Raw genomic sequence first — 20,736 nt, forward strand, 5'->3', positions numbered from 1 at the left:
GCCAATACCGAACATTTCATCGACAAGCGCTACAGGCACAACACACGACAGGTGAAGAAACAAGATCTAACGCATAGAACGCTTCTGATGGTACTCATTTGAAGCTTGAGCAGAACGGCGAGCCAGTTGATCGTAAATTGGCTCGCAACGCCACAAAATTGCCACCATCACTGCCACAGCGCTGGCACCAAGCATCGGAGGCAGTAATATAACCGATCCCGTCATTTCAGTAGCCAAAATAATTCCGGTCACCGGAGCACGAACTGACGCAGCGAAAAATGCAGCCATTCCTGCCAAAGCCAATGCCGCAGGCTCTGCGAAAATCACCGGCAGGAGAAGATTACCTACTTTTCCCACCATCAAACCTGCTGATGCCCCCACTACGAGCATCGGAGCGAAAAGACCACCGGGTGTTAGGGCAGCGTACGACAATGCTCCCAAAGCAAAACGCAAAACAAGAATGATAACAATAGCGGAAAGTAGAAAATCATCGTGAAGTATGCGTGACGTCAAAGGCTCACCGCCACCAATGAGATGAGGAGCCTGCATCCCCACTAAAGCAACAACCCCGCCAATAAACGCTGCGCGTAATTCGACAGGAACTCGGCTACGGTCAACGAAGCGTAATGCCCCCATGATCGCAGAGTTGTAAGCGACCGCTAAAAGACCAACAACGATGCCCACAACAACGTAACCAGCGGCGTCTTCCAGGCGTGGCTGTCGTAGCGGAGCAACAGATAACTCGTTGCTATCCACGAATAGTTGTGCCACTGCGAATGCAGAAGCGGAAGCCGTAAGTGTCGCCATTGTTGTTTTTGTATCGAATCGCTTGAGAAGTTCTTCTAACACAAAAATTGCTCCAGCAATCGGCGCGTTGAAAGCAGTCGCTAGCCCTGCCGCAGCCCCAGCGGCAATCAAGGTGCGCATTTCCTCTGGGGGACGTCGAAAAACTTTTGAGCCAATCCCCGCAATCGTGGCGCCCATCTGAACCGAAGGTCCTTCACGACCAAGAGCTAAACCCGCGCCAATCGATAACAAACCTCCAAGATATTTAATGGGCAAAATACGCGCAGGCCCGGGCTCCATGTGATGAGTAGCAATTGCCTCAACACGCGGGATACCACTCCCCTCCGCTTCAGGCGACAAGTGTTTCACCATCGCAGCCGCCAGGGCAGCCATCACAGCTACGATCAGCACCACAAGGATCCCTTGCACCCAGGTCCCTTCATGCGCCCACTGCATCACCAGGACGCGACGTTCTCCGAGAAAGCGCAGCAAGAGAAGAAACGAGACAGAGACACAGCCGGTGACCGCCCCGATCACTACTGCAGCCCCCATAAACAGTGACAACTCAACTAAAGCTCGCGCGCCATCGCGCGGTTTTTCATGAAGTGGCTGCCACGACCGCGATCGCAGTTGCATACCTTTACTTCTTTCACCGTTATCTGCACGTCCACCGCTTACCGTTGTCAGCATATTAATCGACGCACCAGTAAAGAATCTTACCGACGTTATTGATCGCAAGCATGATCGTCGATCAATACTTGCTTAATTTTCAGGACATCTGCCATCTTTAAGTTTTTTCCAGCTGCGAGATCAGCCAGAACGTGACACCGTTCTCATATTGAGGGACTACCACGTCCACTCCGCGACGACACCTAGACTCGCACACCCTAACAAGGTGATGTGGACAATGCAGTCCCATCTTCCGTCGCGCAGTAATGCGCGCACATCGAGACAACACTGCGTCAAGAAAGGTGATCATGTCTAGGCAACGCACACCGCGCGAACAGCGCCCTGAGATTTACGCACAACTACCTTCTGAGCATCATTCACCGCTTACTACTACGCCTTCCCCCCGCAATAACTCAGCAGATGCACAAGGTGGTGCCATCATCGCGAACAAGAAGAGCGGAGCGTTGAGTTCAGATCAATCCGACAATGTCACACCCTCACACTCAGGTGACTACGAGGCAATTGTCGCCCACCATCAACATCAGTTACAGCGCGGCCTGAAAGCCCGTCATCTCATGATGATTGCAATCGGTGGCTCAATCGGAACAGGCCTATTCGTAGCCTCCGGTGCAACAATTTCACAAGCAGGCCCAGGCGGCGCGCTTCTGGCCTATACGTTAATCGGATGCATGGTTTTCCTGCTCATGCAATCTTTAGGTGAGATGGCCGCATATATCCCCGTAGCAGGTTCTTTTCAGACATATGCCAGCCGATTCGTCTCCCCCTCTTTTGGTTTTGCTATCGGCTGGAACTACTGGTTTAACTGGGCTATTACGGTAGCTGCTGAACTTGTTGCCGCCGCATTGGTCATGAAGTACTGGCTACCAAATACACCAAGTTGGATCTGGTCCGCCCTGTTCCTCACAATTCTTTTTACCCTGAACTACCTCTCTGCGCGTGCCTTTGGAGAAGGTGAGTTCTGGTTCGCAGCCATCAAGGTTGTCACGGTGATCGTATTCTTAATCGTTGGTGTCGCCATGATCGTAGGAATTCTTGGTGGTCACTCCCCTGGGTTTAGCAACTGGACTACAGGCGATGCTCCTTTCGTCAACGGTGGCGCAGGTATTCTCGCAGTCTTCATGATCGCAGGGTTCAGTTTCCAAGGAACCGAATTAGTTGGAGTCGCTGCAGGCGAGTCAAAAAATCCTGAGAAGGACATTCCTCGCGCAATTCACACGGTTTTCTACCGAATCATGCTGTTTTATGTAGGTGCAATTGCGGTAATCGGCTTTCTCATCCCCTACACCGACCCAAACCTTTTAGCCTCAGACGTTGATGCCATTGCCATTTCCCCCTTCACTATGGTGTTTAAAAATGCTGGCATTCTTGCTGCAGCCACCGTGATGAATGCAGTAATCCTGACGTCGATTTTGTCAGCGGGTAACTCTGGCCTTTACGCCTCAACTCGTATGCTTTATGCGCTGGCCCACGAAGGAATTGCTCCAGCAATTTTTGGTCGCGTCAATCCACGGGGTATTCCCGTCTATTCACTCTTGGCAACAACGTTCGTGGGGCTGGCCTGCTTCGCCACGTCCCTCATTGGTGACGGTAAGGCTTACGAGTGGCTAGTAAATATTTCTGGCTTGTCCGGATTCATTGCCTGGCTAGGTATCGCCTGGTCGCATTACAACTTCCGCCGTGCCTTCATTGCCCAGGGCCACCATGTGAATGAGTTGCCATTCGCTGCACGCTGGTTCCCCTTCGGCCCATTACTTGCCCTACTGCTGTGCGTCATTGTAGTGCTTGGGCAAAACTACGAAGCGATTATTCACGCGAATTTCACTGGAATCGCCATGTCCTATATTGGGTTGCCCGTATTCCTGGGAATGTGGGGCATTCATAAATTAGTGACTGGGTCCAAGCGAGTTAAGCCTGAGGCTGCCGATCTTTCCCGGGAAGCTCATTTACGTTTCTAATAATGCACGGCTCCCTGCTCGCTTTCTCCCACCATGATCTTCTGCTTTCACTGTCACACTCACTACCTCATCGAGATTGGGAGCAGGAAAATCGTGGGAGGGGGAAGGAGCGTATATGCAAGAACTTCGCGTCATGAAAGAGCACATAAAGCCCCTTCATCTGTCTTGTCACTGATAGCGACACATCACCTCATCGTGGCCGTAGGCAATACGCATGAGAAGAGTTGCGGTGCAAGAGTTCGCTATTTGAATTGAGAATGATTCCCATGCTACGGTGAGAATGATTATCATAAGCGAGCATCACGCCACGATGATGCCGTCGCCCTCCACCACTAGGACACAGTCAGGAGTGTGCCCATGGCACGTTCACCTCACGTCTTGACCACAGGAAAGCGCCTTGCAGCCATCGCTGCAACCGCTTTTCTCACGTTGAGCCCCGTCGCCGCTCACGCCGTCAACGTTGGCCCCAACGATGACGGCGCAGGAACGCGCATCATCTCCAACGATGACCGTTGGACCGCTAACATGCATCTAGGCGGAGCCCCGGAATATGCAGCCACTGGCAGCGATTTCACCATAGCCGCTGAAATCTACGAGAACCACGACGTTGATCTAGATAATCCTGATGCTGTTCACGAATCCGAACAAAAGGAATACCTCGCTTCTGGAATGGTGGTCTTTGGTGTCACTCCAGGAATCACCATTGATTCCATTACCTGGCAATGCAATGACCGTTTAGGTCTAGGTGAAGGTAAAGCCTGCAGTAACCACCCCACAGAAACTCTCAAAAACGGTGAAGGTTTCGAAATTGCGGGCACCACTTACCAACAGATCATGATTTCCCCGTACACCTTGCGTGAATATGCCGGGTGGGATCTGGAGATCCATGGCACCTTTACCCAGCCAGGCAAACAGAGTTTCTTTCTTTCCGGCGTCGATGCTTCTTACCTTGAAGCCGACCCGCAACTAGCAGCACAGCAGCTGGACCCTAACGGCATGGTCCTCAACACCACAGTCAATGGCACCGGCGCCCCTGACCCTTCTGAAGTCAAGCCCACTCAAATCGCCGAGTTAGCCACTGCTGTCACCCAAGACGTCAAAGACATCCACTCCGGCGATAAGCGGACTTACACCGTTACTTATGCAAATAAGAGCGACAAAGACATCCATGATGCCCATGTTTCTGGCGTCTATTTAGTGCTACCCGAAGTTGACGGAAGCACCCGATACTCGGTCCGTTGCGCCGATTCCTCTACCGCACAGTGCCCCGCCTGGGTTGATGGCCGCGACGAAGAAATTCCCGTAAGTGACCACGACCACGACCACGAGCATGGCCACGGACACGATCACGACGGGGACCACCATGACCACGATGGGGCTACCCACGATGATCACGACGAAGCCGAAGACGCCCCCTCAACAGGCTTGAACTTCGGTATTGCACGTTTCGGTAACGCCTATGACGGCCTTATCGACCTCAATGCTGGCGAGGAATTAGTCCTCACCATTGAAGTGACCACCACCTTGCAGCCCCACCACGGCGATTTCCGTCCTCGCGTTGCCTCCTTTGATGCGTTCATTCGCGAAACTCCCGGAATTACTCCCTCTGACAATTCCGTCCTCGCGGAAGGCACCAAGGGAATGATTTACATCGTTGACGCCGACAACCATGGCGATGAAGGCGATAACGATCATCACGGCGACGAGGACGAGGGTACAAACATCAGCCCCAGCCCCACCCCTGAGCCCGCTCCCGCTCCCGTAGCACCCGAACAACCTGGCGATGAGAGCACCACGAGCCCCTCAGCTCCATCAACCCCCACCACTGAAGCAACCAGCAAAACCTCAACCACCTCTGCAGGCACTCCCTCTGAGAAAGATGACACTCAGTCAGTTTCGCAGCCCAAGAGTTCCTCCCAGCAGCGCGGCGCCCTTGCTCAGACTGGTGCTGACGGCGCATTGGCACTGATTGCCGGTGCAGCCATTGTTGGTGGCACCGCACTAATGGTCAGCCGCCGCAAAGCGCAGAACTAAACGGTTACTTTTCACACCGGCACATAACAGACATGCGCTCTTGCGTGAGGGGTAAGAGCGTCATGCTTCACCCAATGCGATGAAGCATAGATTCGTTGGGGTGGGGGCCGCGGATGCGGCCCCCACCCCAACCTCATCTGCACCACCTTACTTATCGCGACTACGCTGGCCACGTGTCCAACCTCAAAGCCCCGCTGCACCCTGAGCAGTCCACGAAAAATCCGGCAGAGCACTCCACCGGAAATTCCACTAAGCGCCCCCTTCAAGCGCCCGCCACAAAACCCACTCAACACGTCACCAATCATCACACTGACAAACTCGTTAATCTCTTTCCCGAGCAGCCCATCAAGCATCCTCTTGAGCGCCCGTCAACGTTCCTTGACGATGCTCGCTACGTCGTAGGTGCTTGCCTCGTTGACAGCCTCGACACTCCCACACACCTCATTGCTGCTCGCCGCTCTTACCCTGAACATCTCGCAGGCCGTTACGAGTTCCCCGGCGGAAAAGTTGAGCACGGAGAAAGCCCCGCCAAGGCTCTTTGCCGTGAACTCATGGAAGAACTCTCCCTGACTGTCACCATGGGACGCTGGATCAAAGCGCCACACACACCTGACGGCGCGTGGCCGCTAATCAATAATCTGCGGATGTTTGTCTGGCTTTGCCACTCCGCCTCCCTGATCCCACCATCCCCTACCACGTTGCCCCTCACCTCACCATCACTCAGCGCCCCCACTCATATCGCCAAGACGCCAAGCAGGGCTGCCGCCATCACCTCATTGTCCCTCTCCTCCCCTAAGATCCCTTCCCAGACAACCACACCCCTCACCCCCACACTTTCCATCCATCAAACTCATCATCATCACAACAATTCAGACGCCATTACGAATCCTGAGTGGACTTCTCACAGTGAACTGCGCTGGTTACCTATCTCAGAGGCCCTGTCTGTGAATTGGTTGGAACCGGACTATCCAATCGTCGAATACATCATGACGAATCTTTGAAATTCGTCATGATGGTTGTAGGGTGGTCTCATGCCCAAAATCTCTGGAAACAATCTGGCTGAACATCGCCAACGCACTCGCACCGCACTTTTCCATGCCTTAGCGAGCCTGTTGAGCGAGCGGAGTTTCGACAAGATCACACTCTCTGATGTTGCTGCCCGAGCCGGAGTGGGCCGTACCGCCGTCTATAACCACGTGGCAGATAAAGAAGACCTTCTCTTGGCCTTCATTGATGATGAAACCCAGCGTTACGCCACGACCTTAGCCAATGCACTCCAAGGCATTGAGGATCCCGTAGATCGCCTACGCGTGTACGTGCGTGAGCAAGCACTGATGACCCCTCGCTTCCATTTCCCCGCTCATGTACGCCTGAGCGAGTCTGTTTCCCGCGATACTGCTGGGCACTTACGATCACACGGCGGCAGGATCGCGGACCTTCTACGTGCGATCCTCAAAGACGCTATAGATGCCAAACAGATTCCTGACCAAAACGTTGACACCCTAGTGAACCTCATCCAGGCCACCGTCTTAGGCGGTAACACTGTTCCCACACAGATTCACGAACGGGCCATGTACTTACGCATGCTTGACACTTATGTCCTCCGTGCAGTGGGGGCTGAGATCTCTGACCACGATGTGCCCGCTGTTGACCATTCGACCATGCCACAATCGATGATTCATGAGGCCTACCGCGCCCAAGGCATTAGCGAACAGCGCTCTGCCTTACGCTGCCCCGTGGCGCACTAAGACCGTGAGTACACATGAGCGTGGTGAAGATTCTTCAACCTGACCCCACAGTTGATGCAGGATTAATTCCATCGTGGATTGAAAAGATAGGCCTGTCCTATTCCATCACCGCGCTGTCAAACGCTCAGAGCGTCCCATCATTGTCAGACTGCCGCGGCCCAATCGTTATTTTGGGTGGCACAATGAGTGCCCATTCCGACCTGCCGTGGATGGCACCGCTTCGCGCTCTCATTGTTGAGGCTGTGGAGAATAACCATCCGATACTCGGCATTTGTTTGGGCGCACAAATTGGCGCTGAAGCATTCGGCGGCACCACCGAGGTTCCTGCTGAGGGTATGGGTGAAGAGGGCCTGACATCACTCACCCTCACTCATGCAGCACTAGACGACCCCTATGTGGGACCTGCCTGCGCAGCCGCTCAGCAAGCCGCTCACGCCAACCACGTTCTGTGGAACGTCGCTGTTTCTCATCACGACGCCGTGGTCCACCTTCCAGCGCAAGCCACTCTTCTCGCCTCCTCAGCAACATGCCCCATTCACCTGTGGCGCCAGGGGTCATTCGTTGCTTGCCAGCATCATCCGGAAGCAGATGCGAACACCACCTATCGATGGTTCACGGAAGATTGTGAACGCCAAGGACGAGACGTTGCTGACTACAGTGCATTGGCCATGAATCTTCACACCCAGGCGCAAGCGTCTGCTCCGTGCAATACAGCTTTTGGAACAACATTGCTGACCACGCTCACTCATTTGTAACTCTCAGCCTTGACAGTGCGCGCGTTACCAGCGTTTCCCGTTATCGCCACTCACTGACGATTCCCGATCACCGTTCGTATTCCCGTTGGCTTCCTCATTGCGCTTACGCAATTTCTCCATGGGGTCATTGGGATCCGGAGACGGTGAGGGACTGGGAGACGGTGACTGGTCGGCGTCGCTCTGAGAAGAGGACGTGGGCGAGGCATTCGGATCAGGTGAGGGCGACTGCTGCGGATCCGGGCTAGGTGAGGATTCACTATCGGATTCCTCATCATCCTGCGAGCCAGAGGTACTGCCATCAGAGGGCTGCGGGGATGATTCGTCTGAGGATTCTTCATCATCCGAACTCTGCGGAAGCGGGCATCCGTCGAGAAGTTCGAGGGCTTGATCGATACCCTCATCGCTCTCGAGATCGATAGTGCCTTGTGAAACCACAACGGCCAGAAGGTTGCCGCGAATCATGCACTCAGGTGAGTAAGGGTTTTTTACCTCGCCGTCATCGGTGGCAACCATGTCAGCGCCGGGGGCTTCATGGAGTGCTTGGCGCAGGTAACGTTCGGCATCCTCGTTATTGCCCAGGATGGCCTGCATCGTGCCCTGATTAAAGTGCACGCGCCACTGCTCAAGAATGGGATTAATGTCAGCTACTTCATCGAAGTAGCCGGCAGACTTGTGGTGATCACCGTCAATAGCTTGGTGACGTCCCATGAACGTCAACACGTTAACTGCGCCGAGCCACACCGTAAACAGCAGGACAAGGAAAACAATCGGGGTGGACCACAGCAGAAGACTCTTCCGGCGAGCTAAACGTATGGCCTTGAGGCGAGGATCTTCACCCTCAGAAGGTGCTACGGAGAAGGAACCAGTGGGAGGAAGGAGATCATGCTGAGAAGCATCAGCATTGGCCAAAGGAATCTGAGAGGGAACCTTTTTCTTTGCCATTACTTCCTCCTTCCATACTGGGCGAACCGGCGCAGCACCCCGGACTGTTTCACGCTCCACGCCAACTCCCACAATCCAAGGCCGATCATCACGTAGGCCAGTGGCCACACCACGATGTGGTCAATTCGGACATTTTTTTTGGCGTCGGAAATTTCACCGTGGACATCAAGTCCGCTGGTGAATTGCGCCTCATCGCCGCCGGCTGAGCGCTCAACGAGCGGTACATCGAGATCTTCGGCAATACTGCTTAGAATCGTGAAGTTTGCTCGCGAGACGGCAGGCTTACCCGTCTCAGGGTCCATGATCAGAGGGTTCTTGCTCATGGAATCAAGGGTGTCCGTGGAACGGAATTCGTGCATGGTGGCACCTTCGATGGTGCCGTAGCCGAGCACAGCTCCTGCGGTGATGTACTGCTCGAGTCCGCTCCATGAGGTGCCTGATTCGGAGGCTTGTTGGCTTCCGGTTCCATCATCGGTGGGTTCGCCATCGCTGAGGATGTAGAACACGCGAACATCTTGCGGATCATCAACTTGTGCTTGTTCGAGCCATTCAGTCAGTACGGGAAGAACGCGGTCGAGGGATGAGCCTTGGGAACGTTCTGTCACCTCAGGAACCAAGGCATCGACCCAGGTTTCTACGCTGTAGCGATCTTGGGTGAGCGGGATATCGCGGCGCCCCTGGGAGTCCAGGGAGATAACGCTAAAGCGAGCATCTGGGTAGTAATCGAGAATGGCGTGCATATCCTGACGCACCTGTTGCAGGCGCATGTCGCCATCAGGTCCGTCAGTAGCGGACATGGACCCCGTGCGGTCCACAACGAAGAACACATCCACGGTGCTGATCGCCGTTTTCCCTTCGACCGGCACACTAGGACCCGCGAGCATGAGACCCACAACCAGAACCATAAGAATGCGACGGATTGCGGTTCGGCGGTAGGGGGCTCGACGAACCGAAGCATGGTTGACTCGCCCTGAACTATCAGCAGACGATTGGCGTACTGATTGGCTTCTGCGCGGTAGAAAACTGCGCATTCCCTTCCGCCCAGTGGAGCGCCGACCGATGCGTGCGATTCCACCCAGTCGAAGCCACCACCACAGCAAGAGGAGGCTTCCTCCGAGTAACCAGAGGATGACAATCCACCACGAGAAAATCGGATTGAGGTGGATCATGAGCGGATCACCGCCCCGAGTCCCAGAAGGACAGCCACGGACAGGGCAAGAAGGACCACAGCACTGGTGGGGTCATCGTCACGGATAGATTCTTCATCTACACCAAGTTCTTCAGCCTGGTCAGCATTCACGTCATCAACAATGGTGTGGGCAACATCAGGGTCTTCGAGGTTGTAGAACATGCCGTCGTGGGAGCGAATCACCTCAAGGAGTTCATCTTTGGCTCGTTGCAGACCATCCGGTCCGCCAGCATCATCGGCGCTGGCTGGGTCATAACCGTAAAGGGCATACAAGCGTATGTCGCGTTTGGAGGCTTCATCGGCAGCTGCTTCGAGGCTAACCAGTTGCACGTCGTAGGGATCCATAACCACGTTATCAGTAGACAGGATGATGGAGCGTGAGCGGTCAGTGGCCTGATGATCAAAGAGCATCGTGCAAGCAGCTAAACCATCGCCGGCAAGGGAAGAACCATAGACCGAGGAGTCTAGTGTTCCGGCAAAAGTCTTGTCATAGTTAATTTTGTCCTGATAGGTGGCGCGGTAAGGGTCAAAACTCAAGGCATCTTCGATGGTGCCAAGTTCTTTTCTTAACAAGTCGTAATCGTCAGTCAAAGGCACCACGGTTTGCGCCGTGGAGTTCCATACAACAAGTGCCACACGTTCTCCATGGAAGGAATCCAACAGTGAGCGGTAAGCACCCAAAACCTTCTCGTCAATAGCGATCATCGAAGTCGAGACGTCCATGCACAGCACAATGTCTCGACTGGAAAGAGCCGTCGAAGCAGTAGAAATCTTGACCGGACGCGCAGCAATAACGCCAGCCATCATTACACTCAAGGCAGCCATGAGGCTCAAGACCGCCATCACCACGCGCCTGCGGCGCACTACAGTCTTGACTTGCAAGGAAGCGAGCAGATCACGGGTATGAGCCACTCGGCGTCGATCAAGATGAGAGGAGGAGACGGAAGTCTTGTGCGAAAGCAAGACCACCAAAGTAGTCACCGAAATAGCAAGAGCAACGAGGACAAGTATCCAGGGATACATCATCGGTGTATCACCTCCCGGGCCATAGAACAGGAGGTGGTGATGGCACCACGTGGGTCGCGGTCAAAACTGGGTTGCTCGAACAGGGCAAGCAGTTCACCCACACGGCCCAATGGGTTCTCATCAAGAGGGCGCCCAGCCCACAGCACGGCACGAAGTCGTGAACTAATACTCAGCGGGCCGGTGGTACGGGCTTGATCAAGAAGATCACGCACAGTACATGAGGACAAGTCACGCCCCGCGCGGGCGGAAGCGTAACCGCGCATCACGGCAGCAAGTTCGACGTGCAGCTGACGCAGACTAATGTCTCCATTGATGGCACGCTCTTGCAAAGCATCGATTTTGCTCAGCCACACCGCGCGCTGCGCAGGTTCCAGAGGAATGTCATCGATAGCGATGCGGTTATCAGCCCGAGTCCAAGTAAAAACAAACACGTACCAAGCCACCATGGCGATAATCAGGCCCACCACAATAAGAATGAGCCAGACAGGCATGAGAACGGGGGGATGCATCAGCACTGACCTCCCATAGATTCTTGCTGCGTATTATCAGCCAAGCGACGCCGAGTCTTGGCCATTGTTGGACGCTCAGATAGCGAAGACAAATCCGTCATGATGGTCTGTGTACCCCGCACGTGAGCACTGCCCAGGGCGTAGCGCTGAACCACTGAGTCCACCTCAAGACGACGCTGCTGTGCTATCAATGCCATAGTCTGCGCCAAGTCCTGGTTGGAGTTGAGAAATTCAGGCACATCGTCATCAATGTCCATCGCCCATGCTCCGGCTTGGTGAGGATCAAGTAGATTAGCGTCATCACAGTGGATGACAGCCACATCATGGCGGGCCGATAGTCGTTTGAGTCCCTGAATATCTTCAGGACCCGGATGAGTTTCGTCGGTGATGAGAATGCACAATGCCCTACCGGAAACGACTCGGCGTGCACGTTCAAGAACGCCTCCCACGTTCGACGGCGGTGCATCAAGAGTAATCATCGCGTTCATGCGGTGGCAGAGCATGTTGATCCAGGCATCACCGCTACGCACAGGGAAGTTCTCCATGCGTTGACTGTCCCCCGCCACCATGCCTACCGCATCACCGCGAGAATGAGCCACATAGGCCACGATGGCTGCGCTAAGTACAGCGATGCGTGCTTTGGACTCACCAGAAGGAGCATCGGCAGCCATGGATTGACCCGTATCAACAATGAGAACGATGTCGGAAGTGCTCTGGCGAACAAAACGTTTAATGACAGGCTGACCGCTACGAGCGGAGGCAAGCCAGTCAATATCGCTAACCTCGTCACCTGGGCGATACTCGGTGAGTTCGTCAAAGTCATGGCCGCGGCCCACCAGGTGCGATTCGTGAGCGCCAGGAAGAATCCCACGAGCGCGGCGCAGAGCAGGCAGACTCACATGAGCCCGAACCTGAGAGAGATAGGAATCGCTCAGGCGCGGAACCTCCGTAGTTCCTTGGTTATGCGGAGTGGGTAGTGATGGATTCACGGAACCGGTACTGCCTGGAAGACAGAATCAATCAGTGCTTCGGGAGCAATGTCATCAGCAATAGCATCGTAGGTACGCACAATACGGTGACGCAGTACGGCGTAACGAGCGTAGGCCACGTCATCAGGAGTGACGAAGGTGCGTCCAGCTTGGAGTGCCACAGACTGGGCTACACGCATCAGGGCAATAGCACCACGAGGTGATACACCCACCCGGATAAGTTGCTTAAGGCCTGGGACAGGACGAGGGCCACCCCCGCGGGTGGTATTCACCAGGGCCACAATGTATTGCTTCATCACGGTGGAGACATATACACGGTCCGCTTGAGCGGAAAGCCAGCGCACGTCGTCAGTGGTAATGGGGCTGGCGGAGACGGGTTCATTAAAAACGCCAGTACAAATACGGTTGAGGATTTCCACCTCATGCTCAGGCTGGGGGTAGGAAATAACCTCCTTCATCAGAAAGCGGTCCATCTGCGCTTCGGGAAGCACGTAAGTACCTTCTTCTTCGATGGGATTCTGAGTGGCTAAAACCATGAAGGGATCAGGAAGTTTATAAACCACGCCACCAATAGACGTCTGCTTTTCTGCCATAGCTTCAAGCATGGCGGATTGTGTTTTGGCAGAAGAACGATTGATTTCGTCCAGAAGCACGATGTTAGCGTGGACAGGACCAAGTTGAGTGGATAGTTGTCCAGTCTGATAGTTGAAAATTTGTGTGCCCACAATGTCATTGGGCATGAGATCCGGGGTGCACTGGATGCGGTGGAAAGAGCCAGACACTGCCTGGGCCAGGGTCTGGGCTGCAGTGGTTTTGGCTAGGCCGGGGACTGATTCGATAAGGATGTGCCCACCTGCCAAGAGAGTAGAGACCATGGAGACACGAAGAATTTCCTGGCCCACCACGCGTGAGGAAAAGATGGAGCCCACTCGGCTCAGTAAAGCGGATGCACGAGCCACGTCGATCTGTTCGGCATCCTGACGGGTGTGACGCTGAGGAGGAAAACTCGTGGGTGCTTCTGAGTCAGTCATAGAGGGTCTTTTCTTATCCGTGGAGTCGGTTCGTGGGTGAGGGTCAGTGTGTCGCTCTCAGAAGAGAACTCAGTGACGGGTGAAGGGGAAGTTAATTTAGAGAATCGAGGTCAAGGTTGCTGCCTTCAATAACGACGTGCATACCGTCGTCACCCACACTCACGTTGGTCACGTGAGTTCCTTCGGGAAGCATGCTCATGTCCACATTTAGGCCGCTATCTTCCATACCGATGTAGTCCAGAGCAAGTTCGATAGGGATGATGTAGCCGTCTAGTTTAGCCGAGACGATCGCCAGGTGAATCATGTTGTTCTCAGTCACCGAAGGACGCAGTTCCAGACCGGAATCTTTAATAGGGGTCATTGCCCAAACGGTTCCATCCTGGGTAGGGGTGAAGGTAACTCCGGGAAGCATGGGGTGTTCACGTGATGCCGTATCTTCGACCACGCTCCAGGGAACCACTGCGGTGACGTTGAGAGTTTGAGCGACGTGAGGCCTCTGGGTTGACAGGGAGGTCAGTTCGATGTGGGGGTGCTCAAGCGTCATGGATGTCCCGCTATCACCGGTGAGGACCAGAGTTGAGCCGTCCACGACGATAGAGGAGATTTCATCGTCGAATAGTTCGGGAATGAGTGGAGAGGGCATAGTGACTTTAGCGTCTTTACTAAGGCCTGGAAGTGCGTTCCACACGGCCTGCTCGATGCGGTGACGTGCGGAGTTTTCGGCCACCACGTAACCCAGGCCTAAGATGATCATGACGATAACGAGAACTGCCAGGACGGTAATCCCTCGACGACGTGGCTTACGTTTCTTGCTCCCACTCACCTCATTATTTTCTTGGCTCTGGCCATCTGGATAGGTAGCCGTCGATGGAGAGTGCGTAGAGTGTGCTGACTCTCCCGAGGAAGAAGAGCAGGCGGTGGGTGCGGTAAGTGGAGTTCCGTATGGGGATACCGCAAGAGCATTTGCCTCAGAGTTGATTGCAGGCATGGCGGAGAGAACACCGGTCTGAGTGGTTACAGTGGGGGTGGAAAAACCTGCACCATCATTGCGTGACGCACTGGTGATGGCGATGGTGGATTCGCCGGGTTGCGCCACTTCGGGGCGTAAATTCGCAGAAGAAGTCTGTTGCTCAGGGAGTGCGCTTGGGCCAATTGACTCTCGAACATACTCTACTTCTTCATCATGGAGCGTTTGCTGAGGATCAGCACCCTCAGGGGTTTCATCGGGGATGATGGGGCTGGTGTTACTGGGCAAGGTCACGGCGGGCCTTTGCTTCATCATCGAGGAGATGGAGGTCATCTGCGGTGACCATCAGTGTGGATACAGCGTGTTCCACCAGGGCAGTGCGGCGATTGAGTGCTGCTCCTCCGCGTCCTCCGCGCAGCCCTTTGACGCCGGAGCGGTCAAGTTTGTCGCAAACAGCATCAAGTTTGCGGTTGAAAGTGGTCAAAGGCCACCCTAGACGCTCAGCTGCTTGTGCAGAAGACGGAATGGCAGCAGTGCCGGTTCCCACGCGTTTGAGAACAGGTTCAGCTAATGCTAGGACGAGAAGAAATTGGGTACGGGTGAGGGGACTGACACCAATCGTGGCGGTGCCGGTGGGCATACTGCCCCCCTCAACGGATGTGAAATGTGCACCTGAAGGCATAAGGTCCACTTCATAGGTGGTGGGGCCTGCGCTGAAGGTGAGAACCACTCGGGGAAAGACAAGAGGCATAGATGCACCTGGTGCCAGACGGGACTGAACAAGTGCCTCACCGTCGGTCAACGTAGCGGAGATGCGGGAGCCCTCATTACTGATCCACCAGAGTGAATCATGATTAGACAAGACCAAAAAGCGACGGTGGAGATAGGGATTATCATCCACGTCAAGATCTCCACCTCGGCCGATGACGAAGGTATCTTGCGGATTAACCGTGTAGATCTCTCCGCAAAAATCCACCACAAGGTTAGTTTCCTGGGTGGGTGAGGGAGCAGTTTCATCCGCATGCGCATTCATGCTCTCATTGTTGCCTATGGCTGGACATTGAGCAATGAACAGCAATGGTTAGCCCTCCCCATTGAGCTAGAACGAGTAGGCTCTGCCTTAAGGCAATTAATCATGTAAAGGATTCCTCATGCCCTCATCCGATGATTTGTTAGCAAAGGCCAAAGATCCCAGCACTCCGCTGACCGATCTTCATGTGCTTGCTCAAGATCACCCTGAGTTGCGTGCTGCTATTGCATCGAACCCTTCCACCTACCCTGCTCTTCTTGAGTGGTTGGGCAGCCTTGGCGAACCTGACATTAATGCTGCTTTGCGCGCTCGCAGCGCCGCCACCCCGTCTACCCCTGATGCTTCGGTGCAGGCCGGCGCCGCTGGCATCGGTATGAGCGCTGGAACTGCTGCTGTTTTTGGCAATAGTGCCCAGGACACACATAACTCGCAGTCTACGGAAGAAGAATCCTCATCTGTCCTTTCTTCCCACACCGCACACTCACCTCAGGCTGCTGGCCTGGCCAGCGCTGGTGCCGCCTCTACTGAGGCTGTGCTTGCCTCTAGTGACACATCCGCGGCTAACAAGCCCGTGGTTGAGCCAACCGTTGACCAGCCAGTTGAGCAGGTTATAGTCAACGAGCCTCCTGCCACGCAGGCCGAACATTCCGGTTTTGCTGACGCACCCATCCCCGAGCAGCCCACCGTAGTTCACAATGACGGTGTTTCTCAGGAAACAGTGGTCATGTCCACCACTCCTTTTGCTGAGCAATTCGCTCAAGCGGATCTGGCCGTCACCGAGACGATGAGCCCCGTTGAGCCCTCCACTGCCTCTCAGACAGAGGCTGCCAGGATCGGCAGCACCGTCACTGACGCTACGGTAGCCGCTGATACCGCTACCAACGCTCAAACCGGCCCTGTTCCTGCCGGACAGTGGAACACTCACGAGCCAGTTCAGCATTCTCCCAATGCACTCCCTGCTGGCCAATGGGAGCACAGTGTTCCCGTTGCCGCCTCCACCCCTGTTACTGGTCCCGCACCGGTTGGTTCTTCAAATGCCGCGGTTGGTTCCGCTCCTGGTGTGAGTTCAGTTCCGCTTACTCAGTCTGTTCCCACCACCGTTCTTCCTAATGCTGCAACCGACGGAATTAATAACCCTTCCGCTCTTTTACAGCCAACGCAGTGGCAAAGTAGGCAGGTTCCTCCTCTAGTTCAGCCCGTCGCTGGCGAGGAAAAAAAGTCCAAGAAGACGCTACTGTGGGTGATTCTCGCCGTACTAGTCATTATCTTGGCCATCATCATTGGCGGCCTCATCGCTATCCTCGGCCGTAGCGATGAATCCACTACCGAAGCGAATGCCCCTGCGGCTAGTACCGAAGCGAGTGTAGCGGTCTCCGACGACGCTAATACTGCTCCTAGTGAACAGGCCACACAGGAGGCAACTACTCTTCTCACGCCTACACCATCCCCCACTGCCACAAACAAACCCACAGTGGCACCTGCACCGGCCGATGCCGTGACAATGGATAGTTTCACGATGCCTTCTGGCAACATTACTTGCCATCTTTCAGACAACCAGGCCACCTGCACCATCGCTCAACACAACTTCACTGCGCAGGGCCCCGGCTGCACCAGCAGTGCTGCGCCATTCTCAGCAGGCATCGCTGAAGAAGGAACCGCTATCGGCGACTGCAATACGGCGTTTTCTCAAGTTGGTACCACCCTGAACTACGGTTCATCTGCGAAGAATGGTTCAATGGTGTGTACCGCATCTGAAGACGGCGCTCGCTGCTGGAGCCAGGTCACCGGCCAAGGATTCGTCATCAACCGCGATTCCGTCTCTTCCATTACCCGATAGGGGCGTATGGGGTCTCAGTACCGCACAATTCTTTCCACGCCCGGCGCGCTGAACTTCTCAGCCGCCGGGCTGGTTGCGCGTTTCCCCATGTCCATGATGGGAATCTCAACCATCTTGGCTGTTCAGCATGTATATGGTTCATATTCAGCGGCAGGCAGAGTCAGTGGTGTGGCCGTCATCGCCACAGCAATCGGCGCACCACTCCTTGCGCGCAGAGTAGACCGACAAGGTCAATCCGCGGTAATGATTCCAGCGATCCTCATTTCTGCATTGGGCCTTAGTGGAGCCATTATTGCCACTCTCATGAAAGCCCCCGAGCCACTACTTATGCTCTTTATTTCCATCGCCGGCGGTTTTTCCGGCTCGCTCGGTTCACTAGTACGTTCCCGCTGGAGCACCGTACTATCCAAACCAGAACATATTCATACAGCCTTTTCTCTTGAAGCAGCTTTCGATGAAGTTGCCTTCATTATTGGCCCTGTTCTTGCCACAGCACTGTGCACCGCACCGATGCTCAACGTGACGAGTGGATGGATTTTGTGCCTGGTCATGCAGGTTGGTGGTGGCTTGTGGTTCTTAGGGCAAACAAAAACTGAGCCTCCTGCCCATCCCCGGGCAACCCAACGGCGTCGTTTAGGGAAGAAAACCATAATGCGGCAGGAAAGTCCTTCACTGACCGCGTCGTCTCAGAGCAATGACAACCGCTCAATTTTCCGTTACAGCGCCGTTACGTCTGTGATTGTCATCTTCATGGGCTTTGGAGCCATGTTCGGCGCTAACGATGTGGCGGTCGTAGCTTTCGCCAAGGAACTCCACCAACCGTCAATGGCTGGGGTGGTACTCGCCGCCTGGGGCTTTGGTTCACTGGCTGCCGCTTTGGTGTACGGCTCCCGTTCCTGGCGCTGGCCCCTAGGACGTCAGTTTGCTTTTGCTGTCTTTGTTCTTGCTATAGGAGCCTCATTCTTCATTGTGGCTCCCACCCTATTGTGGTTATGCGTTGCTATGACGTTCGCTGGTATGGCAATCGCCCCTATGATGACGTGCGCAAACAACATTGTTCAGGTAACGGTTCCCCCATCACGTCTGACTGAAGGCCTGACTATGCTAGGGACTGCGGGCAATATCGGCGTGAGCATGGGGTCCATCATTGCCGGCTCCATGGTCGACTGGAATGGTTCTTTTGGCGGCTTCCTTGTAGTTGCTGGCTGCGCCTGGATGGGCGCCACTATCTGTCTCTTGACCTACCGATTCATTCGCACCGCAAAGACTCCTACAGCAACGACGCTATAGTCACCCCGCTTCCGACACCTCCCGAAGCACAGATTCCCCTGAATGGCTTAACTACATGGGTGTCCCCCGCGCTTGTTGGCACGGGGGACACCCATTTTTTACGTAAGTGATAAGCAGAGCATGATGCTCAGCTATCAATTCCTGCTAGCGAGATCAGGGCTGCTTGCCAATGTAGGCGAGGATACCGCCATCTACATACAGAATGTGGCCATTGACGAAGTCAGAAGCCTCAGATGCAAGGAACACTGCGGGGCCAGCGAGGTCATCGGGGGTGCCCCAACGAGCGGCTGGGGTCTTAGCAATGATGAACTGGTCAAAGGGGTGACGGGAGCCGTCAGCCTGCTTTTCACGCAGAGGCGCGGTTTGAGGGGTAGCAATGTAGCCAGGGCCAATGCCATTACACTGGATGTTGTACTCGCCGTATTCGGAGCAGATGTTGCGGGTGAGCATCTTCAGACCGCCCTTAGCTGCTGCATACGCGGACACTGTCTCACGGCCAAGTTCGCTCATCATGGAGCAGATGTTGATGATCTTGCCGGAGTTCTTCTCAATCATGGCAGGCAGAACTGCCTTAGCCATAATGAAGGGACCAGTAAGGTCAATGTCAATGACCTGGCGCCAGTCGGCTGCGCTCATTTCAACCATAGGGATACGCTTGATGATGCCTGCATTGTTCACGAGAATGTCGACACTGCCGACCTCGTCGTTAATACGCGCAACAGCAGCGTTAACTGCTTCTTCATCGGTCACATCAAAGACGTAACCATGCGCCTGGATGCCGAGTTCCTTGTAGTTAGCAAGGCCCTGGTCAACAGCATCCTGGGTGCGATCGTTGAAGACGATGGTTGCACCAGCTTCAGCCAATGCGCGAGCGATTTCAAAGCCAATGCCATAAACGGCACCGGTCACGAGGGCAACCTTGCCGTCAAGGCGGAAGTTCTTCATGTCAAAAGCCACGATGGAATCCTTTTGTCGTTCAGTGGGAGTAAACGCTGTTGCTTTACTCAGTAGTTCTAGGATCTATGCGATCACTTGAGAGCGCTGGCGGGCAGTACATCCATGTCGGTGTATGCCTTGTTTTCACCACACATAGCCCAAATGAAGGAGTAGTTGGAGGTGCCTACGCCAGAGTGGATGGACCAAGAGGGGCTGATAACGGCGTCATCGTTGCCCATAACGAGGTGCTTGGTGGCATCGGGTTCACCCATAAGGTGGAAGACACGTGCTTCTTCGTCCATATCGAAGTAGACATAAGCTTCCATACGACGTGCGTGAGTGTGGCAGGGCATGGTGTTCCATGCAGAGCCGGGAGCCAGCATGGTCAGACCCATCTGGAGTTGAGCGGACTGGCATACGTTGGGATGCACGTACTGGTAGATCTTGCGTTCGTTAAGGGTCAAACCTTCGCCGGTCTCGATGGGCTTGATGTCAGCGATGTTGATACGCACGTTGGGGTACTTCTGGTGTGCGGGAGCGCTGGCAATGTAGAAACGAGCAGGGTTGGCTGGATCATCAGAAGAGAAGACCACGTGACGGGTTTCTTTACCGATATAGAAGCCATCCTGCTTAACCATTGCTTCGCGCTGACCATCGATCTCAATGGATCCGGGGCCACCAATGTTGATAACACCCATTTCACGGATTTCAAGGAAGTAGTCAACACCTAGTTCCTTGTCCAGGACAATCTCAAGGGGAGCATCGGTGGGAGTGACACCGCCAAAGATCATACGGTCGTGGTAGGTGTAGGTGAGTTTAATTTCACCGGGAACGAAGACCTTCTCCACCAGGAATTCCTGGCGCAGTTCCTCCGTGGTGAAGCGGGCGATATCTGCAGGGCCATGTGCATGGCGAATGTCCAAAGACTGCATGAGTTATATTCCTTTGCCTGGTGGGATGTGGTCGGTTGAAGAAATTACTGAGTGAATGTGGACCGTGCGCCGCCTACGGTAAGAGCGGTG

18 protein-coding genes are annotated in these 20,736 nt (G+C 54.6%); 7 read left to right on the forward strand and 11 right to left on the reverse strand.

All coding sequences use genetic code 11. From position 1 onward, the window contains the following. Positions 1–66: 66 nt before the first annotated feature. Entirely contained in the window at positions 67–1,422 is a 1,356-nt protein-coding gene (locus tag A9753_RS01660) for a chloride channel protein (protein WP_083090184.1), read from the reverse strand. A gap of 341 nt (positions 1,423–1,763) precedes the next feature. Between A9753_RS01660 and A9753_RS01665 the strand changes: the two genes are divergently transcribed. The 5 genes from A9753_RS01665 to A9753_RS01685 all read left to right on the forward strand — a co-directional run bounded on the left by A9753_RS01665 (position 1,764) and on the right by A9753_RS01685 (position 7,968). Then, on the forward strand, positions 1,764–3,431 hold the full coding sequence (locus A9753_RS01665) for an amino acid permease (RefSeq protein ID WP_083090185.1): 1,668 nt from the start codon (positions 1,764–1,766) through the stop codon (positions 3,429–3,431). A 357-nt stretch (positions 3,432–3,788) separates the two neighbouring features. Beyond that, positions 3,789–5,465, forward strand: coding sequence for an LPXTG cell wall anchor domain-containing protein (locus tag A9753_RS01670; RefSeq protein WP_067779254.1), 1,677 nt, complete (start codon positions 3,789–3,791; stop codon positions 5,463–5,465). A gap of 113 nt (positions 5,466–5,578) precedes the next feature. Next, entirely contained in the window at positions 5,579–6,466 is an 888-nt protein-coding gene (locus tag A9753_RS01675; protein ID WP_067779257.1) for an NUDIX domain-containing protein, read from the forward strand. Between the two features lie 30 nt (positions 6,467–6,496). Continuing rightward, the gene (locus A9753_RS01680; protein WP_067779260.1) at positions 6,497–7,213 is read left to right on the forward strand and encodes a TetR/AcrR family transcriptional regulator; all 717 of its coding nucleotides are present in this window, start codon (positions 6,497–6,499) and stop codon (positions 7,211–7,213) included. Between the two features lie 14 nt (positions 7,214–7,227). Further along, entirely contained in the window at positions 7,228–7,968 is a 741-nt protein-coding gene (locus A9753_RS01685; RefSeq protein ID WP_083090186.1) for a type 1 glutamine amidotransferase, read from the forward strand. A gap of 24 nt (positions 7,969–7,992) precedes the next feature. Here A9753_RS01685 and A9753_RS01690 read toward each other — a convergent pair whose 3' ends face one another. The 8 genes from A9753_RS01690 to A9753_RS01725 form a co-directional block, all read right to left on the reverse strand. Beyond that, complete coding sequence (locus A9753_RS01690) at positions 7,993–8,910, reverse strand: tetratricopeptide repeat protein (RefSeq protein ID WP_067779266.1); 918 nt, start codon at positions 8,908–8,910, stop codon at positions 7,993–7,995. Beyond that, positions 8,910–10,079 carry a vWA domain-containing protein gene (locus A9753_RS01695; RefSeq protein ID WP_067779269.1) on the reverse strand — a complete coding sequence of 390 codons (1,170 nt, stop codon included), beginning with the start codon at positions 10,077–10,079 and terminating at the stop codon, positions 8,910–8,912. Before A9753_RS01695 ends, A9753_RS01690 begins: the two co-directional genes overlap by 1 nt. Continuing rightward, positions 10,076–11,125: a vWA domain-containing protein gene (locus A9753_RS01700; RefSeq protein WP_067779272.1), complete on the reverse strand. Its 1,050-nt coding sequence runs from the start codon at positions 11,123–11,125 to the stop codon at positions 10,076–10,078. Before A9753_RS01700 ends, A9753_RS01695 begins: the two co-directional genes overlap by 4 nt. Then, complete coding sequence (locus A9753_RS01705; protein WP_083090187.1) at positions 11,122–11,634, reverse strand: hypothetical protein; 513 nt, start codon at positions 11,632–11,634, stop codon at positions 11,122–11,124. The genes A9753_RS01700 and A9753_RS01705 overlap by 4 nt, the downstream gene beginning before the upstream one ends. Next, positions 11,634–12,623 carry a DUF58 domain-containing protein gene (locus tag A9753_RS01710; RefSeq protein ID WP_067779278.1) on the reverse strand — a complete coding sequence of 330 codons (990 nt, stop codon included), beginning with the start codon at positions 12,621–12,623 and terminating at the stop codon, positions 11,634–11,636. Before A9753_RS01710 ends, A9753_RS01705 begins: the two co-directional genes overlap by 1 nt. After that, on the reverse strand, positions 12,620–13,654 hold the full coding sequence (locus A9753_RS01715) for an AAA family ATPase (protein WP_083090188.1): 1,035 nt from the start codon (positions 13,652–13,654) through the stop codon (positions 12,620–12,622). The genes A9753_RS01710 and A9753_RS01715 overlap by 4 nt, the downstream gene beginning before the upstream one ends. 91 nt (positions 13,655–13,745) lie before the next feature. Continuing rightward, positions 13,746–14,915 carry an LmeA family phospholipid-binding protein gene (locus A9753_RS01720; RefSeq protein WP_067779288.1) on the reverse strand — a complete coding sequence of 390 codons (1,170 nt, stop codon included), beginning with the start codon at positions 14,913–14,915 and terminating at the stop codon, positions 13,746–13,748. Continuing rightward, positions 14,899–15,654, reverse strand: coding sequence for an FHA domain-containing protein (locus A9753_RS01725; protein ID WP_067779290.1), 756 nt, complete (start codon positions 15,652–15,654; stop codon positions 14,899–14,901). The genes A9753_RS01720 and A9753_RS01725 overlap by 17 nt, the downstream gene beginning before the upstream one ends. 118 nt (positions 15,655–15,772) lie before the next feature. On the opposite strand from A9753_RS01725, the gene A9753_RS01730 reads away from it, so the two are divergent. Next, complete coding sequence (locus A9753_RS01730; protein ID WP_067779292.1) at positions 15,773–17,488, forward strand: variant leucine-rich repeat-containing protein; 1,716 nt, start codon at positions 15,773–15,775, stop codon at positions 17,486–17,488. Positions 17,489–17,494: 6 nt separating this feature from the next. After that, positions 17,495–18,778, forward strand: coding sequence for an MFS transporter (locus tag A9753_RS01735; protein WP_067779293.1), 1,284 nt, complete (start codon positions 17,495–17,497; stop codon positions 18,776–18,778). Between the two features lie 153 nt (positions 18,779–18,931). Here A9753_RS01735 and A9753_RS01740 read toward each other — a convergent pair whose 3' ends face one another. Together A9753_RS01740 and kduI are read right to left on the reverse strand one after the other, a co-directional pair. Continuing rightward, positions 18,932–19,735, reverse strand: coding sequence for a gluconate 5-dehydrogenase (locus A9753_RS01740; RefSeq protein WP_425394236.1), 804 nt, complete (start codon positions 19,733–19,735; stop codon positions 18,932–18,934). A gap of 71 nt (positions 19,736–19,806) precedes the next feature. Next, a complete protein-coding gene (gene kduI / locus A9753_RS01745; RefSeq protein WP_067779296.1) occupies positions 19,807–20,646 on the reverse strand; it encodes a 5-dehydro-4-deoxy-D-glucuronate isomerase in 840 nt (279 codons plus the stop codon). Between the last annotated feature and the right edge of the window lie 90 nt (positions 20,647–20,736).

The organism is Actinomyces vulturis (assembly GCF_001687305.1).
GTDB classification, from domain to species: domain Bacteria; phylum Actinomycetota; class Actinomycetes; order Actinomycetales; family Actinomycetaceae; genus Actinomyces; species Actinomyces vulturis.

What these genes read in the sequence shown, in the direction of transcription:
- A9753_RS01725 (WP_067779290.1), bottom strand. Translation starts at nt 15,654, where the DNA reads ATGAATGCGCATGCGGATGAAACTGCTCCCTCACCCACCCAGGAAACT.
- A9753_RS01695 (WP_067779269.1), bottom strand. Translation starts at nt 10,079, where the DNA reads ATGATCCACCTCAATCCGATTTTCTCGTGGTGGATTGTCATCCTCTGG.
- A9753_RS01660 (WP_083090184.1), bottom strand. Translation starts at nt 1,422, where the DNA reads ATGCAACTGCGATCGCGGTCGTGGCAGCCACTTCATGAAAAACCGCGC.
- A9753_RS01670 (WP_067779254.1), top strand. Translation starts at nt 3,789, where the DNA reads ATGGCACGTTCACCTCACGTCTTGACCACAGGAAAGCGCCTTGCAGCC.
- A9753_RS01675 (WP_067779257.1), top strand. Translation starts at nt 5,579, where the DNA reads ATGCGGCCCCCACCCCAACCTCATCTGCACCACCTTACTTATCGCGAC.
- A9753_RS01735 (WP_067779293.1), top strand. Translation starts at nt 17,495, where the DNA reads ATGGGGTCTCAGTACCGCACAATTCTTTCCACGCCCGGCGCGCTGAAC.
- kduI (WP_067779296.1), bottom strand. Translation starts at nt 20,646, where the DNA reads ATGCAGTCTTTGGACATTCGCCATGCACATGGCCCTGCAGATATCGCC.
- A9753_RS01685 (WP_083090186.1), top strand. Translation starts at nt 7,228, where the DNA reads ATGAGCGTGGTGAAGATTCTTCAACCTGACCCCACAGTTGATGCAGGA.
- A9753_RS01715 (WP_083090188.1), bottom strand. Translation starts at nt 13,654, where the DNA reads ATGACTGACTCAGAAGCACCCACGAGTTTTCCTCCTCAGCGTCACACC.
- A9753_RS01705 (WP_083090187.1), bottom strand. Translation starts at nt 11,634, where the DNA reads ATGCATCCCCCCGTTCTCATGCCTGTCTGGCTCATTCTTATTGTGGTG.
- A9753_RS01700 (WP_067779272.1), bottom strand. Translation starts at nt 11,125, where the DNA reads ATGATGTATCCCTGGATACTTGTCCTCGTTGCTCTTGCTATTTCGGTG.
- A9753_RS01665 (WP_083090185.1), top strand. Translation starts at nt 1,764, where the DNA reads ATGTCTAGGCAACGCACACCGCGCGAACAGCGCCCTGAGATTTACGCA.
- A9753_RS01680 (WP_067779260.1), top strand. Translation starts at nt 6,497, where the DNA reads ATGCCCAAAATCTCTGGAAACAATCTGGCTGAACATCGCCAACGCACT.
- A9753_RS01730 (WP_067779292.1), top strand. Translation starts at nt 15,773, where the DNA reads ATGCCCTCATCCGATGATTTGTTAGCAAAGGCCAAAGATCCCAGCACT.
- A9753_RS01690 (WP_067779266.1), bottom strand. Translation starts at nt 8,910, where the DNA reads ATGGCAAAGAAAAAGGTTCCCTCTCAGATTCCTTTGGCCAATGCTGAT.